General features: G+C 60.2%; 19 protein-coding genes. All 19 read left to right on the top strand.

The window, feature by feature from the left end; all coding sequences use genetic code 11:
* Window positions 1–8 precede the first annotated feature (8 nt).
* The 19 genes from IPI01_14875 (at window position 9) to IPI01_14785 (ending at window position 22,999) form a co-directional block, all read left to right on the top strand.
* Window positions 9–1,289 carry an adenosylhomocysteinase gene (locus IPI01_14875; protein ID MBK7259050.1) on the top strand — a complete coding sequence of 427 codons (1,281 nt, stop codon included), beginning with the start codon at window positions 9–11 and terminating at the stop codon, window positions 1,287–1,289.
* 142 nt (window positions 1,290–1,431) lie between these two features.
* Window positions 1,432–2,871, top strand: a complete 1,440-nt coding sequence (locus IPI01_14870) for a PAS domain S-box protein (protein MBK7259049.1) — start codon at window positions 1,432–1,434, stop codon at window positions 2,869–2,871.
* Window positions 2,864–4,228 carry a sigma-54-dependent Fis family transcriptional regulator gene (locus tag IPI01_14865; protein MBK7259048.1) on the top strand — a complete coding sequence of 455 codons (1,365 nt, stop codon included), beginning with the start codon at window positions 2,864–2,866 and terminating at the stop codon, window positions 4,226–4,228. Before IPI01_14870 ends, IPI01_14865 begins: the two co-directional genes overlap by 8 nt.
* 159 nt (window positions 4,229–4,387) lie before the next feature.
* Window positions 4,388–4,867: a universal stress protein gene (locus IPI01_14860; protein MBK7259047.1), complete on the top strand. Its 480-nt coding sequence runs from the start codon at window positions 4,388–4,390 to the stop codon at window positions 4,865–4,867.
* 12 nt (window positions 4,868–4,879) lie between these two features.
* Window positions 4,880–5,305, top strand: a complete 426-nt coding sequence (locus tag IPI01_14855; GenBank protein MBK7259046.1) for a hypothetical protein — start codon at window positions 4,880–4,882, stop codon at window positions 5,303–5,305.
* A 190-nt stretch (window positions 5,306–5,495) separates the two neighbouring features.
* On the top strand, window positions 5,496–7,628 hold the full coding sequence (locus IPI01_14850; GenBank protein ID MBK7259045.1) for a cytochrome c3 family protein: 2,133 nt from the start codon (window positions 5,496–5,498) through the stop codon (window positions 7,626–7,628).
* A complete protein-coding gene (locus IPI01_14845) occupies window positions 7,621–9,663 on the top strand; it encodes a hypothetical protein (protein ID MBK7259044.1) in 2,043 nt (680 codons plus the stop codon). The genes IPI01_14850 and IPI01_14845 overlap by 8 nt, the downstream gene beginning before the upstream one ends.
* On the top strand, window positions 9,644–10,495 hold the full coding sequence (locus IPI01_14840) for a cytochrome b/b6 domain-containing protein (protein MBK7259043.1): 852 nt from the start codon (window positions 9,644–9,646) through the stop codon (window positions 10,493–10,495). Before IPI01_14845 ends, IPI01_14840 begins: the two co-directional genes overlap by 20 nt.
* Before the next feature lie 71 nt (window positions 10,496–10,566).
* Window positions 10,567–11,085, top strand: coding sequence for a cytochrome c family protein (locus IPI01_14835; GenBank protein MBK7259042.1), 519 nt, complete (start codon window positions 10,567–10,569; stop codon window positions 11,083–11,085).
* 72 nt (window positions 11,086–11,157) lie between these two features.
* The gene (locus tag IPI01_14830) at window positions 11,158–12,657 is read left to right on the top strand and encodes a NapC/NirT family cytochrome c (protein ID MBK7259041.1); all 1,500 of its coding nucleotides are present in this window, start codon (window positions 11,158–11,160) and stop codon (window positions 12,655–12,657) included.
* 42 nt (window positions 12,658–12,699) lie between these two features.
* On the top strand, window positions 12,700–14,007 hold the full coding sequence (locus IPI01_14825) for a hypothetical protein (protein ID MBK7259040.1): 1,308 nt from the start codon (window positions 12,700–12,702) through the stop codon (window positions 14,005–14,007).
* Window positions 14,004–15,206: a cytochrome c3 family protein gene (locus IPI01_14820; GenBank protein ID MBK7259039.1), complete on the top strand. Its 1,203-nt coding sequence runs from the start codon at window positions 14,004–14,006 to the stop codon at window positions 15,204–15,206. Before IPI01_14825 ends, IPI01_14820 begins: the two co-directional genes overlap by 4 nt.
* A complete protein-coding gene (locus IPI01_14815) occupies window positions 15,199–16,620 on the top strand; it encodes a hypothetical protein (protein ID MBK7259038.1) in 1,422 nt (473 codons plus the stop codon). Before IPI01_14820 ends, IPI01_14815 begins: the two co-directional genes overlap by 8 nt.
* A 285-nt stretch (window positions 16,621–16,905) precedes the next feature.
* Window positions 16,906–19,131 (top strand): cytochrome c biogenesis protein CcsA, encoded by a 2,226-nt coding sequence (gene ccsA, locus IPI01_14810; protein ID MBK7259037.1) that lies wholly within the window; start codon window positions 16,906–16,908, stop codon window positions 19,129–19,131.
* A 2-nt stretch (window positions 19,132–19,133) separates the two neighbouring features.
* Window positions 19,134–19,391, top strand: coding sequence for a ferredoxin (locus tag IPI01_14805; protein MBK7259036.1), 258 nt, complete (start codon window positions 19,134–19,136; stop codon window positions 19,389–19,391).
* A gap of 60 nt (window positions 19,392–19,451) precedes the next feature.
* Window positions 19,452–20,780: an aminotransferase class I/II-fold pyridoxal phosphate-dependent enzyme gene (locus IPI01_14800; GenBank protein MBK7259035.1), complete on the top strand. Its 1,329-nt coding sequence runs from the start codon at window positions 19,452–19,454 to the stop codon at window positions 20,778–20,780.
* 50 nt (window positions 20,781–20,830) lie between these two features.
* Window positions 20,831–21,121 (top strand): ferredoxin family protein, encoded by a 291-nt coding sequence (locus IPI01_14795; protein MBK7259034.1) that lies wholly within the window; start codon window positions 20,831–20,833, stop codon window positions 21,119–21,121.
* A 20-nt stretch (window positions 21,122–21,141) separates the two neighbouring features.
* Window positions 21,142–22,212, top strand: a complete 1,071-nt coding sequence (locus tag IPI01_14790; GenBank protein MBK7259033.1) for a 3-methyl-2-oxobutanoate dehydrogenase subunit VorB — start codon at window positions 21,142–21,144, stop codon at window positions 22,210–22,212.
* A 1-nt stretch (window position 22,213) separates the two neighbouring features.
* Window positions 22,214–22,999: a 2-oxoglutarate oxidoreductase gene (locus IPI01_14785; protein ID MBK7259032.1), complete on the top strand. Its 786-nt coding sequence runs from the start codon at window positions 22,214–22,216 to the stop codon at window positions 22,997–22,999.
* Window positions 23,000–23,026: the final 27 nt, after the last annotated feature.

The following is a 23,026-nucleotide window of genomic DNA, read 5'->3' as shown; positions in this document are numbered from 1 at the left end:
AGAAGAGTATGGATCAGAAACCAGGCAAATACAAGGTCAAGAACATCAAGCTGGCGGCGGAAGGGAAACGGCTCATCGAGTGGGCCGAATCGCGCATGCCGGTGATGATGGCGCTGCAGGAAAAATACAAGAAGACGAAGCCCTTCAAGGGGTACAAGATCGCGGGCTGTCTGCACGTAACGAAGGAGACGGCGGTGCTGATCAAGGCCCTTGTGGCCGCTGGCGCCGAGGTGAGTTGGAGCGGATGCAACCCGCTCTCCACCAATGATGCGGTCGCGGCAGCGCTCGCTGCCGAGGGCGTGTCGATCTTCGCATGGCACGGGATGAATGTGAAGGAGTTCTACTGGTGCATCGACCAGACGTTGAAGTTCCATCCGAACCTCACGCTGGATGACGGTGCCGACCTCATCTTCACGATCCACAAGGACCATCCGGAATTCGCCGAGAAGTTCGTCATCGGCGGCACGGAAGAGACCACGACCGGCGTGCACCGCCTTCGCGCGATGGCGGCCGATGGTGCGCTCAAATACCCGGTGATCGCGGTGAACGATGCCGAGACCAAGTGGGACTTTGACAACGTGTATGGCACGGGCCAGTCGACGCTGGACGGCATCCTGCGTGCGACAAGCGTCCTGCTCGCGGGCAAGAACTTCGTCGTGGCGGGTTTCGGTCATTGCGGCAAGGGCGTTGCCCAGCGGGCCAAGGGCCTCGGTGCGAACGTGATCGTGACGGAAGTGAAGCCGACGGCGGCATTGAAGGCGACGCTGGAAGGGTTCCGCGTGATGAAAATGGACGAAGCGGCGAAGGTGGGCGACATCTTCGTGACGGCCACGGGTGTGAAGGATGTGATCGTGAAACGTCACTTCCAGTCGATGAAGGATGGGGCGATCGTCTCGAACACGGGTCACTACGATTGCGAGATCAATATCCCCGACCTCGCTGCGGTGAGCAAGACCAAGCGCGAGATCCGCGACAACAACGAGGAATACCTGAAGAAGGATGGTCAGCGGGTGTATCTGCTGGCGCAGGGACGCCTGGTGAACCTGGCTGCGGCAGAAGGCCATCCGTCGGAAGTGATGGATATGTCCTTTGCGAACCAGTTCATGTCGCAGCTCCGCATCGCCGAACTGCACAAGAAGGGGGTGCGCCTCGAGAATACGGTGCACGATATCCCCGTGGAGCAGGATCAGCAGATCGCACGTGTGAAGCTCAGCACGATGGGGATCAAGATCGATACCCTCACGCCGGAGCAGATCAAGTACAATGAGGACTACAGCGCCGGGACCTAACGGTTGCGGGATATGCTGTGAGACAAGGAACGGCGGGTTGCGTAAGCGGCCCGCCGTTCGTTATTTCCCGGGGTTGTGATCCTCGCCGCGGTCTCCGGTCGTTGGCCCGCTTGAACCTCACTGCATTTCTTGGTATTTTTCAATGATGAACGGCTCTTTCCCCTCTTCGATAGAACCACTCCGCGGCTTTCTCGATATCATCCCGGACATGTGTTTCATCATGTCCGCGGAGTTGAAGATCGAGGAGTGCAACCAGCGTGCACGGGCGGTCACCGGCCTTCCGGTGCAGCTGGACGGCTCCATTCCGTTCGGATCGTTACTCACCCCTGATTCGCCCCGTCCGCCGTTCGACGCATTGGATGACACCAACCGTTCGTCGGAGACCGAGGTGCGGTTCCGGCAGGACGGCCGCCGCGCCATGGATGCTCTGGTCTACGTGCACCGGGTGTCTGATGGAGGGACGCACCGGTATATGGTCTTCGGGCGCGACATCTCCGGGTCGAAGCAGCGTGAGCTGGACCTTCTGCGTTTTGCGAATGTCGTTCACTACACCGTGAACCCGATCCAGATCACCGATGCGGCGGGGCGCATGATCTATGTGAATCCGGCGTTCGAGCGGACGACCGGCTTCACGAAGGAGGAATTGATCGGACGGAATCCCTCCCTGATCTCCAGCAAGAAGTACAGTACAGAGTTCTGGGAACGGGTCTGGATCACCATCAGCGCCGGGAAGATCTGGAATGGCGAGGTCGAGAACAGGCGGAAGGATGGCGCCCCGCTGTACACCCAGCTCCTCATCTCCCCGATCATCGACATCGATGGCAAGGTGGTGGGATATCTCGGTTCGCACCGCGACGTGACCGAGCAGCGTGCGCTCGAGCAGCAGCTCATGCACTCCCAGAAGATGGAGAGCATCGGCACCCTGGCGGCCGGGATCGCGCACGAAGTGGGCAACCCGCTCGCGTCGATCTCCTCCATCGTGCAGGTCCTGCAGCGGACGATGAGCGACGAGTTCGCGCGCGACAAGCTGGGGCTTGTGCAGTCGCAGGTCCACCGCATCACGAAGATCATCCGCGATCTGGTGGACTTCTCCCGTCCTTCGAACTACCAGGTGCAGCCCACGGACCTGGTGAAGGTGCTCACGGACTCGGTCGAGATCGTGAAGATGGGGAAGAAGGCCAAGGAGGTCACGTTCTACACGCATGTGCGCCAGCAGGTCCCGCTGCTCTCGCTCGTGCCGGACCAGATCGCGCAGGTGTTCATCAATATCCTGCTGAACGCCGTGGATGCGCTGCAGGGAAAGCGGGGCACGATCACGACGACCTTCGAGCGGGACGACGACATGGTGCGGGTGACCATCGAGGACACCGGTGCCGGGATCGCACCCGAACATCTGCCCAAGATCTTTGAGCCCTTCTTCACGACCAAGCGCGTGGGAGAGGGGACCGGCCTTGGCCTGTGGGTGAGTTACGGTATCGTCAAGAGTTTCCGCGGGGACGTCTCCGTGTGGAGCGAGCGCGGCAAGGGAACATCCTTCTGTGTCTCGCTCCCGTTGAATCCAAAGGACTATGCACATGGCTGAATCCATCCTCATTGTCGATGACGAAGAGATCATCCGCGAATCATTGTCGTTCGTGCTGGCCAAGGAAGGGTATCGCGTGCGCGATGCCGCGAACGGCCGGATCGCGCTGGACATGATCCGTGAGTCCTCCTTCGATCTTGTCATCACCGACCTTGAGATGCCGGAGATGAAGGGCATCGAGCTGCTGGAGCACATCACGCTGCTCAGTCCGGAGACCTTCGTCGTGATCATCACGGCCTATGGCTCGATCGACACGGCCATCGCCGCGTTGCGCAAGGGGGCGGTGGACTACGTGCTGAAGCCCGTGGAGTTCGATGAGCTCCTGGTGAAGTTGAACAGGCTGCTGCAGACCCGGCGGGTGAGCATGGAGAACAAGCTCCTCCGCGGGGAATTGCACCGGCAATACACGTTCGATCAGATCATCGGACAGAGCCCTGCGATGCAGCGGGTGTTCGAGACGATCAAGAAGGTGGCGACGACCGACGGCACGGTGCTGATCAACGGGAAGAGCGGAACAGGCAAAGAGCTGGTGGCGCGTGCGATCCATTTCAACAGCAAGCGTTCTACGGGCCCGATCATTTCGGTGAATTGCGGTGCGATCGTGGAGAACCTGTTCGAGAGCGAGCTGTTCGGGCATAAGCGCGGAGCGTTCACCGGTGCCACCATGGACAAGGAGGGGTTCTTCAAGGCGGCGGATGGGGGGACGTTGTTCCTGGATGAAGTGAGTGAGATCCCGCTGCACCTTCAGGTGAAGCTCCTGCGCGCGATCGAATTGAAGGAGATCACCGCGGTCGGCACCTCGCAGAGCATCACGGTGGATGTGCGGATCATCGCATCGACCAACAAGAACCTGACGAAGGAAGTGGAGGCGGGGAGGTATCGTGAGGACCTGTTCTACCGCCTCAATATCGTGGAACTCACGCTGCCGTCGCTCACCGAGCGTGTGGACGACATTCCGCTCCTTGTGCAGCATTTCGTGGCCAAGTATGCCCGCGAGATGAACAAGGATGTCCGCGGCGTGGACAATGAAGTGATGAAGTGTCTCGTGGGGCATTCGTGGAAGGGGGAGATCCGTGAGCTGGAGAACATCATCGAGCGTGCGGTGATCTTCGCCGAGGGGAGCGTGATCTCGAAGAAGGAGTTGCCGGCGTTCTTTGACCAGCGCACCGATGCCGTGTACTCGTTTGATGCGCGGAGGTCGATGAAAGAGGCGGTGGATGATTTCGAGCGGCAGTACATCGCGCACGTGCTCCGGACGAACCAGTACAACAAGGAAGTGACCGCAAAGGCCCTCAAGATCAGTCTGTCGTCGTTGTACAGGAAGATCGAAGAATTGAATATCCCTTCGCAGGGTTAAGAATTTCCTCCCCTGCATTCCCACAAATCGGAAACGTTTTCCACGGCCCTGCCGAAAACACTCAAAAAGAGGGGTGTTTTCGGCAGATTCCATCTCCGGCCACCCCTCAGGTCTTGGCACAACTCTTGAAAAACACCCATGGAACAGAGAGGGTCCCGAATGATCTTCCTGAAGAAGATCCTGGTCACAACCGATCTTTCCCCATTCTCTCTTGCGGCGTTGGAGTACGCGGCATCTTTCGGGATGCTGTACACTTCAAAGATCTATCTGCTGCATGTGCATGAGGGGAAGGAAGGTCACCACGGGAAGGACACCGGTGGGGGTCAGAATGATGATGACACCCGCGCGGCTCTGGACGAGTTCGTCCGGATGAACGTTCCAGCGCAGATCCGGCTTTTCGCGGTCGTGCGGAAGGGGAATCCGGTGGAAGAGATCAAACGCTTCGCTCAGGAGGAAGGCATCGACCTCATCGTGATGGCTTCTCATGGGCGGACCGGTTTACGGCATATGGTCATGGGCAGTGTTGCCGAGCGCGTTGTGCGGTTGTGCAGCGTTCCGGTGCTGACCGTGAAGCCGCATCCCTTCCGTGAGATCATGATCCAGAACGAAGATGTGGAGCGCGACCTTCACCTGCGGTAAGAACAGAACGACGTGCAACAACACACCGAACATACGACGCCGGCAAAGTCGGCCCAGAGCGAGGGTGGTGAGACCAAGAAGACCATCCTGCTGTACAGCCCTGACCTGAACTTCTGCTTCAGCCTGTCGATGCTGTTTCAGGATCGCTACAATGTGATCACGACGACGAACCCGGGGATGTTGGACAAGCTGGTTGCCGACTATTCGGCGGACCTTGTCCTCGTCGACGCCGTTCCGTCGGAGAAACTGATCGAGCGCCTCGGGGCGCTCCGCAAGCTCGTCAAGAGGCTCCCCACGATCCTGCTCTATGTCTACAACGCGCGGGACGTTGAGTTGGACAAGGCGATCAGGGCACATGTGGATGCCGTATTCTACAAGCCGTTCGAGATCGCTCCGGTGTCCCGGCGCATCGAAGAACTCCTTGCGGAACAGCCCTGAACTGTACCCACCCGGGGGACCCGGAGTTTCCCAACTGTGCAAATCGGACCCCAAATTCTCGCATTTTTAGGAATGTTTTCGGACTGGGGGGGCGAATCTGTGGCATTTTTCAACATTCCCGGCGCCCGGATTTGGCATATTCATTGACCTCATTACAGGTAGAAACTACCTGATTCCGGAGATGAGTTACGTGAGACGTTTCATCGTCGTTCTTGGTGTGGCGCTGATGTGGGCTCCTGCTCTCAGGGCGCAGTCGGACGCGGATTGCCTCGGGTGTCATGCTGATGCTTCCTTGAGCATGGAGCGCAAAGGGAAGACGGTTTCCCTTGCGGTGAACGGGAAAGCCTTCGCGGCTTCGGCCCATGCCGGCATCGGATGTGTCTCCTGCCACGAGGGTTTCGATCCGACCGAACTCCCCCACGCCAGGCGTATCAAGCCCGTCAACTGCTTCTCCTGCCATGAAAGCGATGCCGTGAAGAGTTATTCGCACAGCATTCATGGCACGCCGGACAAAGAGGGGGCGCATGCCGCGCGGTGCGTGGACTGTCACACGACCCACGCGATCCGCCCGGTCTCCTCGCTCGAACCCCTCCAGAAAAAGGCCTTCGCGGAATCGATGTGCTCGCGCTGCCATGGACAGGTGAGCGTCCGCTACGTGCAGTCCGATCATGGCATTGCCCTCGCGAATGGTGTGAAGGGCGCTCCGACCTGCATCGATTGTCACGGCGAACACGGCGTCCACTCGTCCACGGATAGCACGTCCGTCACGAGCCGACTGCACCAGGCGCGCATGTGCGAGAGCTGCCATCTCGACAGAGCGGAGGTCCGTTCCCGTGTCGGCCCGTCGGCCGGATTCATCCGCAGCTACGAAGAGAGTGTGCACGGACAGGCGATCAAGCACGGCAATGATGCCGCTGCCGTCTGTACCGACTGTCACACGGCGCACGACATGAAGAAGGGGTCGAACCCCGGTTCCACCGTCGCGAAGAGGAACATCGCGTCGACCTGTGCGCAATGCCATGGCGACAAGAAGGAAGAGTACGACGTCAGCATCCATGGCATGGCGCTGATGAACGGCGTCTCGGCGTCGCCCACCTGCACCGACTGCCACGGCGAGCACAACATCCTTTCGCCGAAGGACGCACGGTCGCCGGTAGCAGCCGCGAATGTCTCGTCGCAGGTCTGTTCACCCTGTCATGCCTCTGTCCGTTTGACCCAGAAGTACGGGCTTGCCGCGGACAGGTTCCGGAGCTTTGAAGACAGCTTCCATGGGCTCGCCAACAGGGCCGGCGATGTGGAGGTGGCGAACTGTGCGAGCTGCCATGGCGTGCACGACATCAAGCCGTCCACCGATTCCACCTCGCGTATCGCGCCGGTGAACCTGGCCCGCACCTGCGGCGAATGTCACAAAGGGGCCAACGCGAATTTCACCAAGGGTTCTGTCCACGTCATCGCGACCGAGAGCACGGACAGCGTGCTGTACGTTGTGGCGAACGGTTATGTGAGCCTGATCATCCTGATCATCGGCGGTATGCTCGTGCACAACCTGCTGGACTTCATCAAGAAATCGAAGCGCCAGCTCATGTACCGTCGTGGCGACCTGCCGCGCAAGCATGCGCCGCACCGGCTGTATGTGCGCATGACGTTGGCCGAACGCATCCAGCACGCGTCGCTGCTCGTGAGTTTCATCACGCTGGTCCTGACCGGCTTTGCGTTGCGGTATCCCGATGCGTGGTGGGTGCTGCCATTCCGGAATTACATCCCGTGGGCCTTTGAGCTGCGCGGGATCCTGCACCGTGTCGCTGCGGTCGTGATGGTATGCGCGAGCCTCTATCATGTCTACTACCTGTTCTTCGTCCCCCGCGGCAAGGAACTGCTGCGCGACCTTCTCCCGGTGCGCAAGGACATCGATGATGCGATCGCCGTGATGCGTTACAATCTGGGCTTTGCCACGGAGAAGCCGCGCTTCGGCCGGTTCAGCTACATCGAGAAGAGCGAGTACTGGGCATTGATCTGGGGCACGTTCGTCATGGGTGTTACGGGTGTGATCCTGTGGGCCGACAACGTGTTCCTCGGCATTCTGACGAAGTTGTGGTGGGATGTCGCGCGCACCGTGCACTATTATGAGGCGTGGCTGGCCACGCTGTCCATCATTGTGTGGCACTTCTATTTCGTGATCTTTAATCCCGACACGTATCCGATCAATCTCGCATTCTGGAAGGGTACGCTGACCGAGGAGGAGATGGAAGAGGAGCATCCGTTGGAGCTCGAGAAGCTCCGGGCGGAGATGGATTCATCCGCAGCAGGATCGGACCATGCATAAGCGTACCGACATACGGAGATGGACCGGACGGACGCTCCGGCTGATGGTCTTCGTTCTTGCTGGTATGTCCGCTTTCGCCGGCGTTGCCCGCGCGCAGGAGGCCGAAGAATGTCTGGCCTGTCACTCCGATCGCGACCTGACGGGGACACGCAAAGGGAAGACGATCAGTGTCTTCGTCGACCAAAAGAGATTTGGCACGTCGGTGCATGGGTCGCTGGCATGTGTCACGTGCCATGCCGATCTCGCCGGCAAGGAACTGCCGCATGAGGAGGATGTGAAGCCGGCGGTCTGCGCCGACTGCCATGATGAGGTTGCGAAGCAGCAGGCGCGATCGCTCCACGGCCAGGCATCCGCCCGCGGCGATGCCCTTGCCCCCCGTTGCCCCACGTGCCACGGCACCCACGCGATCCTGCCGGTCAAGGACCCGAAGTCCCCGGCCTCTCCGCTGCAGGTCCCTTTTACGTGCGGCAAATGCCATTCAGAAGGTTCGCCGGTTCAGCGCGAACGGGCGATCCACCAGGACCACATCATCGAGAATTACACGGAGAGCATCCACGGCGAAGGGCTGCTGAAGAAGGGCCTGATCGTTTCCGCCACGTGTGCTTCGTGCCATACGGCCCACATGCAGTTGCCGCACACGGACCCCAACTCGTCCATTGCGCGGAAGAACATTGCGGCGACCTGCACCAAATGCCACGCCCAGATCGAGACGGTCCACCGGAAGGTGATCAAGGGTGAACTGTGGGAGCGAGAGGCGCATGTGCTTCCTGCGTGTGTGGACTGCCATCAGCCGCACAAAGCGCGGAAGGTATTCTACGATCAGGGGATGTCCGACAAGGACTGTCTGCGTTGCCACAGCCGCCAGGACCTTGTGTCGTCGAAGAACGGCCGGTCGCTATATGTCGCTCAGGAGCATCTCGGCGAATCGCGCCATGTGCGTGTGGCGTGCAGCCAGTGTCACGCCGGCGTGAACGTCGCGAAGGTGCGTCCATGTGAGACCATCACCCAGCCCGTGGATTGTGCATCGTGCCATGCCGAGGTTGCGCAGCAGTACGTCAAGAGCACGCACGGGCAGTTGATCGCGCGTCAGGATCCCAATGGGCCGAGCTGCAAAGAATGCCACGGTACGCACCGGATCTTCGGCAAGTATCAGCCGCAGTCGCCGACCTTTCCCACGAACGTCCCGGGCCTGTGTGCGCGCTGCCATCGGGAAGGCGAGAAAGCGGCGATGCGGTACACCGGCGATCAGACCAACATCGTCCAGCATTACAACGAGAGCATTCATGGCCGGGGCCTGACGAAGAGCGGTCTGACGGTGACGGCCATGTGCACGAACTGCCACACGGCGCATGGTGTGTTGCCGCGCAAGGACCCTGCGTCGAGCATCAATCCCGCGAATGTTCCGGGGACGTGCGGGAAGTGCCATCATGGCATTGAAGAGCAGTTCCGTCAGAGCATTCATGCCGACTCATCGAAGGCGGGCGGGAAGAAGCTTCCGGTGTGCGATGATTGTCATAGTGCGCACGCGATCCAGCGTGCGGACGAAACGGGTTTCAAGTTGACGATCATGACGCAGTGCGGCCGGTGTCACGAGGACATCGCGCGCACCTACTTCGATACGTATCACGGCAAGGTGTCGCAGTTGGGGTATACCGGTACGGCGAAGTGCTATGATTGTCACGGTGCTCACGACATCCAGGCGCTCGCGGATCCGCGTTCGCATCTGAGCCGCGAGAATGTCGTGGCGACGTGCCAGAAGTGTCATCCGGGCGCGAACCGGCGGTTTGCGGGGTATCTGACGCACGCCACGCATCACGACCCGGCCAAGTATCCGTGGTTGTTCTGGACATTCTGGGGAATGACGGGCCTGCTTGTGGTGACCTTCGTGGTCAGCGGCATTCATACGCTTCTCTGGTTGCCGCGGGCACTGCAGATGCGGCGGGCGCGCCGTAAGCGCGAGCAGGAGCGTGAGGCACACGAGCATGATGCATCAACGACAACGGCAGACAGTGAGCATGGACCCGCAAACGAGTGATCGGAACGAACGCCAGTATGTGCGGTTCTCGCGGTTGAACCGGCTGCTGCATGCCAGTATGATCGTGTCGTTCATCAGTCTTGCCCTGACCGGCATGACGTTGAAGTTCTCCTATACCGGATGGGCGGCATTCCTGTCGCGCGTGTTCGGCGGCTATCAGTCCGCCGGCTTCATCCACCGTCTGGCCGCGGTGGTCATGATCGCGGTCTTCATCACGCATATTGTGGATCTCTTCCGGCGGAAGAAGCGTGAGTACGGGAGCTGGAAAGCCCTCTTGTTCGGTCCGGACACGATGTTGATGAACAAGAAAGATCTGCACGACATCCGCGACTCGTTCAAATGGTTCCTGGGTATGGGTCCCCGTCCGCAGTATGGCCGGTGGACGTACTGGGAGAAATTCGATTATTTCGCGGTCTTCTGGGGCATGGTGGTGATCGGGTCGACCGGATTGACGCTCTGGTTCCCGGAGCTGTTCACGCTGGTGCTTCCGGGGTGGGCGCTCAACGTTGCCACCATCATTCATAGTGATGAGGCGTTGCTTGCGACCGGGTTCATCTTTACCGTCCATTTCTTCAATACCCATCTCCGTCCGGAGAAATTCCCGATGGATATGGTGATCTTCACCGGTCGGATGGACGTGGACGAGTTGAAGGAAGACAAGCCCGGGGAGTATGAGAAGGAAGTGGCCGCGGGGACGTTGGAATCGCGATTGGCGGAGCCCTACCCGCCGATCGTCATCAGGGCGATCCGTGTCTTTGCCTGGATAGCGTTGGGGATCGGGTTCAGTATCGTGGTCTGGATCATCTATGCCATGGTCTTTGCGTACCGGTAATCACAGGTGGAAAATTGATTTTCTTTGCCGTACATTCAGGCATCAATACCAACTTTCTTAAGGAGGGTTCCATGAGGATCGCCATCACCGCCATCGCAATCGTCGTCGCGCTCGTGTTCGTTGCAGGCACGGTTGCCGCGGAGAACAAGAATATCGGTACCAAGACCTGCGCCATGTGCCACAAGGCAAAGGACAAGGGCGAAGCATTCCCGATCTGGCAGAAGAGCGCCCATGCGGGTGCGTTCAAGACCCTGCAGACCGATGCGGCGAAGAAGGTCGCGAAGGACAAGGGACTCACGGTTGCCCCGGATCAGGCTCCTGAGTGCCTGAAGTGCCATGTGACGGGCGGAGCTGCCGCGGATGTGAAGGAAGGCGTGACGTGCGAATCGTGTCACGGTGCAGCATCCGGGTACAAGACCCTTCACACGAAGGCGGAGAACAAGGCAAAGGCTGTGGAAGCAGGCCTGATCACGGGTGATGCAGCGATGAAGACGTGCGTGACCTGCCACAATAGCGAGAGCCCGACGTTCAAGGGTTTCAAGCCGGCCGAGATGTGGGCGAAGATCGTTCACAAGACCCCCAAGAAGTAACTCTGAGATCCTGACAGCGGGGACCGCGTACGCGGACCCCGCTGTTGTGTTACACCCAAACCCGCGGCGGCAATGACCAGACGGCGTCTTCCCGACATCTTCTATAACCCGATCTCGATCGGTGGCGCAGCGATCGCCAGTGTGACATTGCTTACGATCGTTTTCCTCACCGCCGTGGAGCTGTTGCAGCCGAACGCCCCCGCGTACATTGGCATCATTTCGTACATCGTTCTCCCTCTGCCGCTCATCCTGGGGCTCCTTCTGATCCCCCTGGGTGCCTGGCGTGAGCGCCGGCGACTGAGAAGAGGGCAGCCGGCAAGCCGGCTCTCGTTCACCGTCGATCTTGCCGTCCCCCGTCAGCGTGCTGCGCTGACATTGTTCTCCGGTGTGACGTTCATCGTCCTGTTGTTCACTGCCTATGGCAGCTATCGTGTGTTCGAGTGGACGGAATCGGTGCCGTTCTGCGGCGAGACGTGTCACTCGGTGATGGAGCCGGAATTCACCGCCTATCAGAATTCACCCCACGCGCGCGTCAAGTGTGTGGAGTGCCATGTGGGTTCCGGAGCCGGCTGGTATATGCGGTCGAAACTTTCTGGTGCCTATCAAGTGTATGCGGTCATCGCGAACGTCTATCCGACGCCGATCCCGACCCCGATCGCGAACCTCCGCCCGGCCCGGGAGACGTGTGAGCAGTGCCACTGGCCGTCGCACTTCTCCGCGGAAAAGAAGTATGTGAACACGTATTTCAAGTCGGATTCCGCCAATACACGCTGGACCATCGGGTTGTTGATGAAGATCGGCGGCGGCAGCGACGAGCACGGTCCTGCCGGCGGCATTCACTGGCATATCAGTCCCACGAATGAGATCCAGTTCGCGACCTCCGACTCCCAGCGGCAGGTCATCCCGTATGTCCGCGTGAAGGATCTGAAGACCGGGAGCGTGACCGAGTATGTCGTTCCCGAAGAGGCCTCCCGGATGGCCGAGTTCCGCGAGAAGCTCGCTGCCCCGATGAGCTGCATCGATTGCCACAACCGGCCGTCGCATATCTATCGTCCGCCGGCACGGATCGTGGACCAGAGCCTTGCGCGCGGCCGGATCAGTCTGGCGCTTCCCCATATCCGCGAAAAGGCCATTGAGGCCTTGAAGCAGGAATACACCTCGACCGAGGTGGCGATGGACAGTATCGCGCTTCAGCTCAAGGAATTCTACGCGACAGAATACCCGTCGTTGGGTGCGGATCAGCGGGCGTCCATCGATGCGGCGGTGCAGGAGACCCAGCGGCAGTACAAAATGAATTTCTTTCCGAAGATGCGGGTGCGCTGGAGTGCGTATCCCAATAATATCGGTCACATGACCGACCTCGGCTGTTTCCGTTGCCACGATGGGAACCATGCAAGCGCCGACGGCCGCGTGATCTCCAAGGATTGCAATACCTGTCATACCATTCTGTACCAGGGAACGGATATTGTACCGCAGACGTTGGCGGTCGGCGGACTTCCGTTCCAGCACCCGGAAGATATCGGCGACGGGTGGAACGAAATGAACTGTGTGGAATGCCATTCCGGCCGGTAACGGATGGCGCGTCTTGGTAGGCGGCAACGAAAGGAACATCGCATGAACGGATCACGTCTTCTCCCGCTTGTCGTGTTGCTGACAGCGTGTGTGGCGACGTCCGGGGCGCAATATGTCTCGGGACGTGTCTCCACCGCGGTCTATGGATGGGAGCAATTCGATACGGTAGGAGTGTCACAGCAACGCGTCCGGGCCTACCAAACGGCCCAGCTGACGGTGTCGCAAGGGGATTTTTCGCTCACGACCTTCCTGCAGGGATCGACGAACCTCGCGGGTTCGTTCGGGGATGCGGGCCGGGTGCGTTTCTATAATCTCTACCTCAGCTGGCTGAATATCGGTAAGGTGGCAGAGGTCCATCTTGGCCGCCAGAGCGTCTATGCCGGCGTCGGCGTTGGCTCCCTTGATGGCCTTGTGGCACGTGCGCGGCTCCTCAACAACACGCTGACCATTACCGGGTACGGTGGCGCGGTCGTCGGCCCCGAATTCACGATGCCTTCCAAGTTCGCCGATAACGCCATGTATGGCGGCCAGGTGGTCACCACGGCGCTCCCCGGTGCGCGCATCGGCCTGAGCTACATGAAGCGTCAGGAAGAACGCGATCCCTACTGGACGATCCGGGCACGGGACACCTCCTTCAGCCCGGTGCCGCTCTATATCGAGCCTTCGGCGGATGCAGAAGAGCTCGCGAGCGCGGATGCACGTTACAACTACGGAGAGCGGCTTTCGGTGTACGGTCGGTACGACCATGACATGCTCAACGAGCGCACGGCGCGTGCCCAGGGCGGTGCCCGTGTGCAGATCACCGAGCGGATCGCTGTGAGCGCGGACTACATTCACCGCCTGCCCCGCGTGATGTACAATTCGATCTTCTCTGCCTTCGTCTCCAACGCGGTGGACGAGCTGGAAGGCGGCGTGGAGTATGGCTTCACCCCGATGGTGCGCGCCTTCGGCCGCGTTGCAGCGGTTTCGTATACGGACGAAAAGAGCACGCGGTGGACGGTCGGGCTGAATACCGGCTATGCCACCATTGCGTATGCCGGGAGCGACGGGTATGCCGGGGAGCTGACCTCGCTCAGTGCCCAGGCCTCATATCCTCTCTTTGGTAAAGTGATCATTCCCACAGCCGGTTTCTCCTATGCGTCGTACCGGTTGAGCAAAGAAAGCACCAAGGACAACGCCATCGGCGTGATCCTCGGTGCGGCGGTCCGCCCCACGAGCGCGATCTCTTTTGATGTGCAGGGGCAGTGGTTGACCAACAAGCTGATGCAGCGTGACCTCCGTGTTCAGGCGCGATTCAGTTACTGGTTTGCCCATCGGTTCTCACGGACGAATGTGGAGGGACGGCAATGATCCGCAGATATCTCATCTTCTTTGCCGTCGTCGTGGCGGCCCTGGTGACCGCAGTTGCCTATCGTCCGCTGGAGCGGACGGAATGGCCCGAGAACAATGACAGCAAGCATCTGAAATTCTCTCACAAGCTTCATATCGAGGGTGCATCGGTGGCATGCGAGAACTGCCATCCCGCCGCGAACAGCACCAAGACATCCGATGCGCTGCGTCCGACGCACGACAACTGCACCTCGTGTCATGAGGAACAGCTCGGCGGCGAGTGCGGGTTCTGCCACGTGGATCCGGAGAACATCCAGGCAGCACCGGTCGTGGAGCGTGAACTGGTGTTCTCGCACAAAGCCCATCTGGCCATGAAGAACGTCGAATGCACGACGTGTCACAAGGGGCTGGATGGCGTGGAGTTCGCTTCGGCGGCCAATATGCCGTCCATGGAGACCTGCGCAACGTGTCACAACGAACGTCAGGCAACGAACCAGTGCGAAGCATGCCACACGAATCTGCACGCGCTCGTTCCCCCCGACCATCTCGAAGCAGGCTTCAAGAAGAGCCATCGCGAGCTGACACGCCTTGGTGCTCTCGAAACGAATTGCTCCACATGCCACACGCAATCGTTCTGTGCGGAGTGCCATGACGGTGCGGCGCTGATGCGGTTCGGCAAGGGCGCATGGATGGCCGATCCCACGCCGCGGGTGTTCCCGGGCAACAGATCGGGGACCCAGACGATCCAGATGGTGCACGATCTGAACTATCGCTTCACGCACGGCATCGATGCGAAGAGCAAGAGCTCGGAATGCTATACCTGCCATTCTGCACAGGAGTTCTGTTCGGAATGCCACGAAACGGGCGATAACATCACGGCGCACGGCGCGAAGCCGGCCTGGCATCTGGGTGCCGGCTTTACGACGCTCGGTGTGGGTTCGGGTGGCGGGCGGCATGCTCAGCTTGCGCGCCGCGACATCGAGAGCTGTGTGGCCTGCCATGATGCGCAGGGAGGCGATCCGGTGTGCATCACATGCCATGTGGACGCCGACGGCATCCGCGGCACCGATCCACGTACGCACACCGCGGGATATATGAAGGGCGAACACGGCCCGTGGCATGAGAACGCGGGATCGACCTGCTTCAACTGTCATACTGATCTGAACGCCAGGCCGGACGGCACAAAGGGACGGAATTTCTGCGGGTACTGCCATGGCTAAGAAGGACGATGCGATGATGAACACTCTGCTCCGCCGCACCGTTGCGGCCGTGACACTTGCGGGCTCTGCGTTATTGCTAGGCGCCTGCAGTGAACTGAAAACGGATCTTCCGGCTCCCGGCGCGGAGAAGGGCGTGCATGAGGTCGGTTGGGACGACCCCGCGGCCAGTGCGTTCCATGGAAAGGTCCTGAAGGCCGGCTCCTACGACTTCGATGCCTGCGTCACGTGTCATGCAAAGGCGTTGAACGGAGGCACCAGCAAGACCTCCTGCTATACCTGCCACACATCCTATCCGCACAAGATCGGATGGACCGACACGTCTGCCACCCAGTTCCATGGCAAGTTCCTCCGCCTGGGCATGGGGACGCTGACGGACTGTGCGACGTGCCACGGAGCGAACTTCTCCGGTGGGACAAGCGGGAGATCCTGCTTCACGTGTCACGGGTCGTATCCGCACAAGGTCGGTTGGACGGGCACCGTGCCGGCGACATCGCACGGCGGCTATCTGCAGGGGAAGAACTGGAACCTGACGGAGTGTGCAGGATGCCATGGTGCTGATTTCAAAGGCGGGAGCAGCGGGAAGTCGTGCTTCACCTGCCACTCGTCCTATCCACACTCGGCCTTCACCGGTGCCGGTGGCCACGCGGCATGGCTCTACACCGCCGGCTATCCTGTTGCACAATGCAAGACCTGTCACGGTGCTACCTATGATGGTGGCGCGGTCGTTTCGAGGTCCTGCATGACGTCCGGCTGCCACGTGGATGCCGGTGGTGTGAAGAAGGCGCCTGAAGCATGCAACACGTGCCACGGACAGTTCCGTGCGCTGGCGTCGGACATTCCGACCGCTGCGCCGCCGAAGAGTGTGCTGGGTGATTCGCTTTCCTCGCAACACAGCGTTGGTGCACATCAGAAGCATCTGGTATCCGGTGCCCTTGGCAGAGACGTGAAATGTGTTGAATGCCACACCGTGCCCGCGACGGCATTCGCGTCCGGCCACATCGACACGCAGCTGCCGGCGGAAGTGGTGTTCAACGATACTCTTGCGAAGCTCACGACGGCCAACGGTGGGCATCACCCGTTGCCTGCGTACGTCGCAGCGACGTACAAGTGCAACAACACCTACTGCCACGGCAACTGGAAAGCGGTGAAATCGACCGCTCCGACGGAGTATCTGTTCGCCTATGCTGACAGTGTCATCGAAGGTGCGAACTACGCTCCGGTCTGGAGTGGTGGTTCGGCCGAGGCGGCCTGTGGCACATGCCATGGCCTCCCCCCGAAGGGGCATTTGGCCGCCACGCTGCAGATCTGCGCGAACTGCCATACCGGTGTGGTCAACGGTTCCGGCGTGATCATCGACAAGACGAAGCACATCAACGGGAAGATCGACGTCTTCGGCACGCAGCGCCCCTTCTAACCGGGGAAGAGGGATGAAGGAAAGAGCGAGGCGATCCCTCGCTCTTTCTATGTATGGTCCTGTGCGTGCCCTGTCCGCCATTGCACCTCTTTTCCACCATCTCCTTCCCCTTCCTTTTTCTTTCTTCTGCAAACGCATTCCCACGAATTGGAATCCAAACCGCCGTTTTCAGGCCCCGTTCACCTGAATTTGGGTTTAAATCATTTAAACGGGGGTCCGGAACCGCTTCCCGATGGCACGCATGTTGACCTATAAAAGGGGTCACCACGTACTATTGGAGTTGGAATGACCGTTCTTGGACAAGTTGCACTGATCAGCGCCGGAGTGATGTCGCTGGGGGCCGCCATCGGGTACGCACGCGTCTCACCCGACCGTCCCGGTTCTCTCACCCTCCCCCGCATGTTGATGGCGGTCAGCACCACCTTCGTGGTCCTCGCATCAGCGATCCTCACAGCACTCATCCTCTCACACGATTTCTCCAATGGCTATGTGTACGGTTACAGCGACCGTTCTCTGCCATTGCATTTCCTTCTGTCCACATTCTACGCGGGGCAGGAAGGGAGTTTCCTCTTCTGGATCCTGTGCTCGTCATTGATCGCCGTGACGTTGTCGTCGTACAGCCGCAAGCGGGAGACGGAAGCCGAAGTGATGTCCGTCTTCCTGCTCGTGCAGGCTTTGCTCATCATCCTCGCGATCTTCAAATCGCCATTCTACACCATCTGGTCCATGCATCCGGAGCTTCCGATCGGACAGCTGCCGGAAGATGGCCACGGATTGAACCCGCTCCTGCAGAACTTCTGGATGGCCATTCATCCCCCGATCCTCTTCATCGGGTTTGCGCTCATGGGTGTGCCGTTCAGCCAGGCTATTGGCGGACTGTGGAAGCGCAGGCCGTTGTTGTTGAGTGAACAGGGGTTGAGTTGGACAATTCTTGCGGTGAGTGTGCTCGGCCTCGGGATCATGCTTGGTGCCTACTGGGCCTACGGCGTGCTCGGTTGGGGCGGGTACTGGGGATGGGATCCTGTCGAGAATTCTTCGCTCGTGCCGTGGCTCACCGCGACCGCGATGATCCACACGCTTGTTGCGCAGCGCCGCACCGGCAAGTATCTCAAGACCAATCTTGCCCTGGCGATCGCCTCGTTCCTTTTTGTCATCTACAGCACTTTCCTGACCCGCAGCGGCATCCTCGGCGATGCTTCGGTGCATGCGTTCACGGATCCCGGGGCGACCGTCTACTGGCTTCTCCTGTCCATTCTGGTCCTCGTTGCCGGTGCCGGCGTGTTCTTCGTCGTGTGGCGTCTGGGCGACCTGAAAGGCGAACCGGGGCATCCGGGGTGGCTTACGCGTGAAGCAATGCTGGCCGCCGGGGCTATCGCTCTGGTGCTCAGTGCGGCGGTCGTTCTGTTCGGGACAAGCCTGCCGATCTTCTCGACCACCCGTGTCGAGCCCGCGTTCTATGACAGCACGAACCTGCCGGTCGCGATCCTCATGGCACTGCTCATCGGTATCAGCCTTTCCACCCAGTGGGAAGAACAGAGCATCGGGTTCACGGTGCGCCGGATGTGGCTCGCGCTCCTGGCCGCGGTGCTCGCGTCGGCCGTTTGTGTGGGCATGGGGATGGATGATGTCGCTACCGGGGCCCTTGTCCTCACCTCCTTCTTCGCGCTGTTCGTGAACATCGAGCATGGAGCGAAGATCATCACCGGTGACCCGCTGTTCCTTGGCGGCAAGATCGCTCACATCGGGCTGGCGGTCTTCTTCCTCGGCGTCGTCGGCAGCGGCACGTACAGCTCGAAGGAACAGGTCGTCATGCCGCGCGGCACGCCCGTGCAAGCACTCGGCCACACGTTGACCTACACCGGTTTCAATGTGACACCGGACCAGAAATATGTTCTCGATGTCCGCGCGGAACGCGCCGGCACATCGTTCATGCTGCACCCCGTCATGTTCGATGCCGGCCAGCAGGGCATCATGCGCAATCCGGATATCGTCTCTCACCTGACGTCGGATTTCTATCTTTCGCCGATGAGCCTTGAGCCGCCCGAGGAAGGTGCTGCGCCGCTCGAGTTCGATCTTCAGAAGGGACAGATGCGTGAGGTGGATGGTGTTGCGGTGACCTTTGCCGGTTTCGTGATGGGCGGACATATGGGCGAGGGGATGTCGCAGAAGGAGGCGGAAGCCGGTGTGGGAGCCAGCCTGCTCATTCAGAAGGGCGACCAGACGGAGGCGATCAGTCCGCGGTTGATCCCGGCAGCAGAGGGGCCGCACCATCCCGGGGTCCCGTCCAGATTGCTGGGAGGCGATGTGCAGCTTCTGGCGATGAATATCAGCATGGGCGAAGGCCCATCCACGATCACGATCGGTGTCGCCCGTGCCGGAGAGCACGCGTCGAAGCCCGAAGTGCTGATCGGTGAAGCGAGCATCAAGCCGTTCATCAGCCTTGTGTGGACGGGGACCGTCCTGATGATGATCGGATTTGCATTGGCCATAGTGAAACGATGGAGGGACTAGGGATGGACACAGCGACGACGCGTCGGCTGCCGAACAATGTTTCGGGGAAATTCTACACGACGGAAGAGTGTGATGGGTGCGCGTACTGCGCTTCCATTGCTCCCGAGAACTTCGATTTCGAAAAAGAGAGCAACACCTATTTTGTGGCCCGCCAGCCCCGTTCCTCGGAAGAAGAGGAATATATGAGAGAGGCGGCGGAGGACTGCCCGGTGGACGCCATCTGCATCATTGACGATCAGGCATTGCGCGGGGTTGCCTGAACACGTTTCGGGGGGGTGACCACACCATCATTCACGGTTTGCGATGCAAGGATGAATGCTATGGAGAACACGACCGACAAGGTTCCTACTCAGGGTGACAGGCCGCATTCCGTGGAGGCCCATCTGATCTACGGCCGGATGGACGACCCGTTGTGGGATTACAGCCATCATCTTCTGCCTCCGATCACGTCCTCCGCTACCTTCCGGCTGGATAGCGCCCAGCGCGGTGCGCAGGGCTTCATGGAATTCGCGCACACCACGGATGAGGTGCAGGTCAAGAGCAAAGCCCCGATCTACATCTATGACCGTCTGGGTGAACCGAACAAGGACATGCTCGAGCAGAACCTCGCATACGCCGAGGGCGGGGATATGGCGATAACGTTCGCCAGCGGCATGGCAGCGATCGCCGGCGTGCTCGGGATGCTGACGGGCTCCGGCAGCGAGATCGTGGCGCACAAGGTCCTGTACGGGTGTACCTATTCGCTTCTGACGAACTGGTATCCACGCCTCAAGATCGGCGTGAAGTTCGTCGACTTCAGCAACCCCGCCGAAGTCGCGGCAGCGATCACCAAGCACACGCGTGTGCTGTATATGGAATCTCCGGTGAACCCCACGATGCGGCTCGTTGACCTGCAGGCGATCGCGAAGATCGCGCGGGAAGCGAATATCGGGCGGGTAGTGGAGGACAGGGTATGCACGGTCGTCGATAGTACATTCGCGTCGCCGTTCTGCCAGCGCCCGATCGCGCATGGTATCGATTTCGTGGTACACTCGTTGACCAAGGCGATCGGCGGATTCGGCACCGATATCGGTGGCGTGGTGGTCGGTCCGCGGTGGAGCCACGACATGCTCATGCTGTACCGCAAGGATTTCGGCGGCGTCCTGTCGTCCAAGGCCGCATGGCCTGTCCTGGTGGTGGGTCTGCCGTCGCTTTCGGTGCGCATGCGCCAGATGCAGGCGACGGCGCAGAAGGTAGCGGAGTTTCTGGAGACGCGGCCTGAGATCGAACGTGTCCTGTATCCCGGTCTGGCCTCGTTTCCCCAGTTGGAGTTGGCGCGGCGGCAGATGGTGGACTTCGACGGCAACTTCGCTCCCGGGTCCATGGTGTATTTCGTGATGAAGGGTGCCAACGCACACGAATCACTCAAGCGCGCGGAACGTTTCATCAACCATGTCGCCCAGTCGGCCTATTGCATCACCCTCGCCGTGAGCCTCGGGAACATCCGTACGCTCATCGAGCATCCGGGATCCATGACCCACTCGGCCTTCCCTGCGGACGAGCAGGTCGCAAAAGGCCTCGATCCCGGGGGCGTGCGGCTCGCGTTGGGGCTGGAGAAGCCTGACGACGTCATCAGAGATCTTGCGGCGTCCCTGGACGCCATGTCGTGAGCGGGCCGGAAGCCCGTATGGACTGAACACAGAACGCAAGGAGTGGAGCGATGGCAAAGGGCAGCGTGAAGTTCGACATCGAGACCTGCAAAGGGTGCGAGCTCTGTATCGAGGCGTGCCCGCAGGGCAGCGTCAAACTCTCCGATAACATCAATTCCCAGGGATATCACTACGCGGTGCTGGTGCAGGACAACTGCACCGGGTGCACGAATTGCGCGCTGGTATGCCCTGATGCCGTCATCACCGTGTACCGCGAGACGAAGAAGACGCGGGTGCCCGTGGCAAAGATCACGAACGTGACGGAGAATATCACCGTGACCCTGACCGACGAAAGGAAATAGCCGTGGGCGACGTACGGTTGATGAAAGGAAACGAAGCGCTGGCAGAAGCCGCGATCCGCGCCGGATGCCAGGCGTACTTCGGCTATCCCATCACTCCCCAGTCTGAGGTCCTCGAGTATCTCGCCGGTGAAGGACGGACGCGCGGCATGATCGTGCTCCAGGCGGAGAGTGAAGTTGCGTCCATCAATATGGTGTACGGCGCAGCCGGGGCGGGTGCACGGGTCATGACATCCTCCTCCAGTCCGGGTGTGAGCCTGATGATGGAAGGGATCTCGTACATTGCGTGCGCGGAGCTCCCGTGCCTCATCGTGAACGTGAGCCGTGGCGGGCCGGGCCTCGGCACCATCCAGCCGTCGCAGGGCGATTACTTCCAGTCCGTCAAAGGCGGCGGGCACGGCGACTACCGGCTGATCGTCCTTGCGCCGTCCAGCGTCCAGGAAATGGCAGGGTTCGTGTACGATGCATTCGATCTGGCCGACCGCTACCGGAATCCCGTGATGATCCTTGCCGATGGTGCACTCGGACAGATGATGGAGAAGGTGGAGTTCCCCGACTACGATCCTGCGGCCCATGTCGTGCCGAAGCCGTGGGCGACCACGGGCAAGCCGGCCACGCGTCCCGCCAACGTGATCACATCGCTGCATATGCTGGCCGAGCAAATGGAAGAAGTGAATCATAAGCTGCAGGCCAAGTATCGTTTGATCGAAGAGCAGGAGGTACGGTATGAGCTTCTCGGGACGGACGATGCGGAGTATCTGATCGTTGCCTTCGGACTTGCGGCGCGCATCGCGCACCGTGCGGTACAGGTTGCGCGTGCGAACGGCCACCGCGTCGGCCTGATCCGTCCGATCACCCTCTTCCCGTATCCCACGGCGATCATCCGTTCGTTGTCGGAGCGAATGAAAGGTGTGCTGGTCGTGGAGATGAATGCCGGACAGATGGTCGAGGATGTGCGCCTTGCGGTGGAAGGCCGTGTTCCGGTCCGGTTCTATGGCAGGATGGGCGGCGTCATTCCGTCGCCCGATGAAGTTGCCCAGGCGGTGGAGAACATGGTAAGTCAGACATCCGGTGTAACCATGGAGGCACGCTGATATGGTCCAGGAGATCGTGCAGGAACTCGATGCGGCATCCCTCGAAGGGATGGAGTGCGTGTATGAACGGCCCGGCACCCTGTCCGAGGCGCGGTTCCACTATTGCCCGGGGTGCGGCCACAGTGTGGTCCACCGCGTGCTGATGGAAGTGATCGAAGAGATGGGGATCGCGGAGAACACCATCGGTGTTGCACCGGTCGGGTGCTCGGTGTTCGCCTATCACTATATGAATATCGACATGCAGGAAGCGGCGCATGGTCGCGCCAGTGCCGTGGCGACGGCGGTGAAGCGCATCCATCCCGACAAGTATGTCTTCTCCTACCAGGGCGACGGTGATCTTGCGGCGATCGGCACCGCCGAAACGATCCACACCTGCAATCGTGGCGAGAATATCCTGATGGTGTTCATCAACAATGCCATTTACGGGATGACCGGCGGGCAGATGGCCCCCACCTCCCTGATGGGCATGAAGACCTCGACATCGCCTGCGGGGCGCACCCGGGAAACAGCCGGATTCCCGCTGAAGATCGCGGACATGGTCGCCCTCCTTCCGGGTGTCTCGTATGTGACCCGGCAGTCGGTGCATACCCCGAACGCCGTGCGGCAGTTGAAGAAGGCGCTGACGAAGTCGTTCGGCTGGCAGAAGCAAGGCTCCGGCACGTGCTTCGTTGAGGTCGTCTCCAACTGTCCGTCGGGATGGAAGATGACCCCGATCCAGGCGAACAAGTGGCTTGTGGACAGTATGTTCCCGATGTATCCTCCCGGCGACATCAAAGTGCCGGCGTAACACGGACCCTGTAGACCAGGATAGAAA

This window comes from Ignavibacteriota bacterium (genome assembly GCA_016707525.1).
Taxonomy (GTDB): Bacteria; Bacteroidota; Ignavibacteria; order UBA10030; family UBA6906; genus JAGDMK01.
This window is presented reverse-complemented; position numbering and strand designations above follow the sequence as displayed.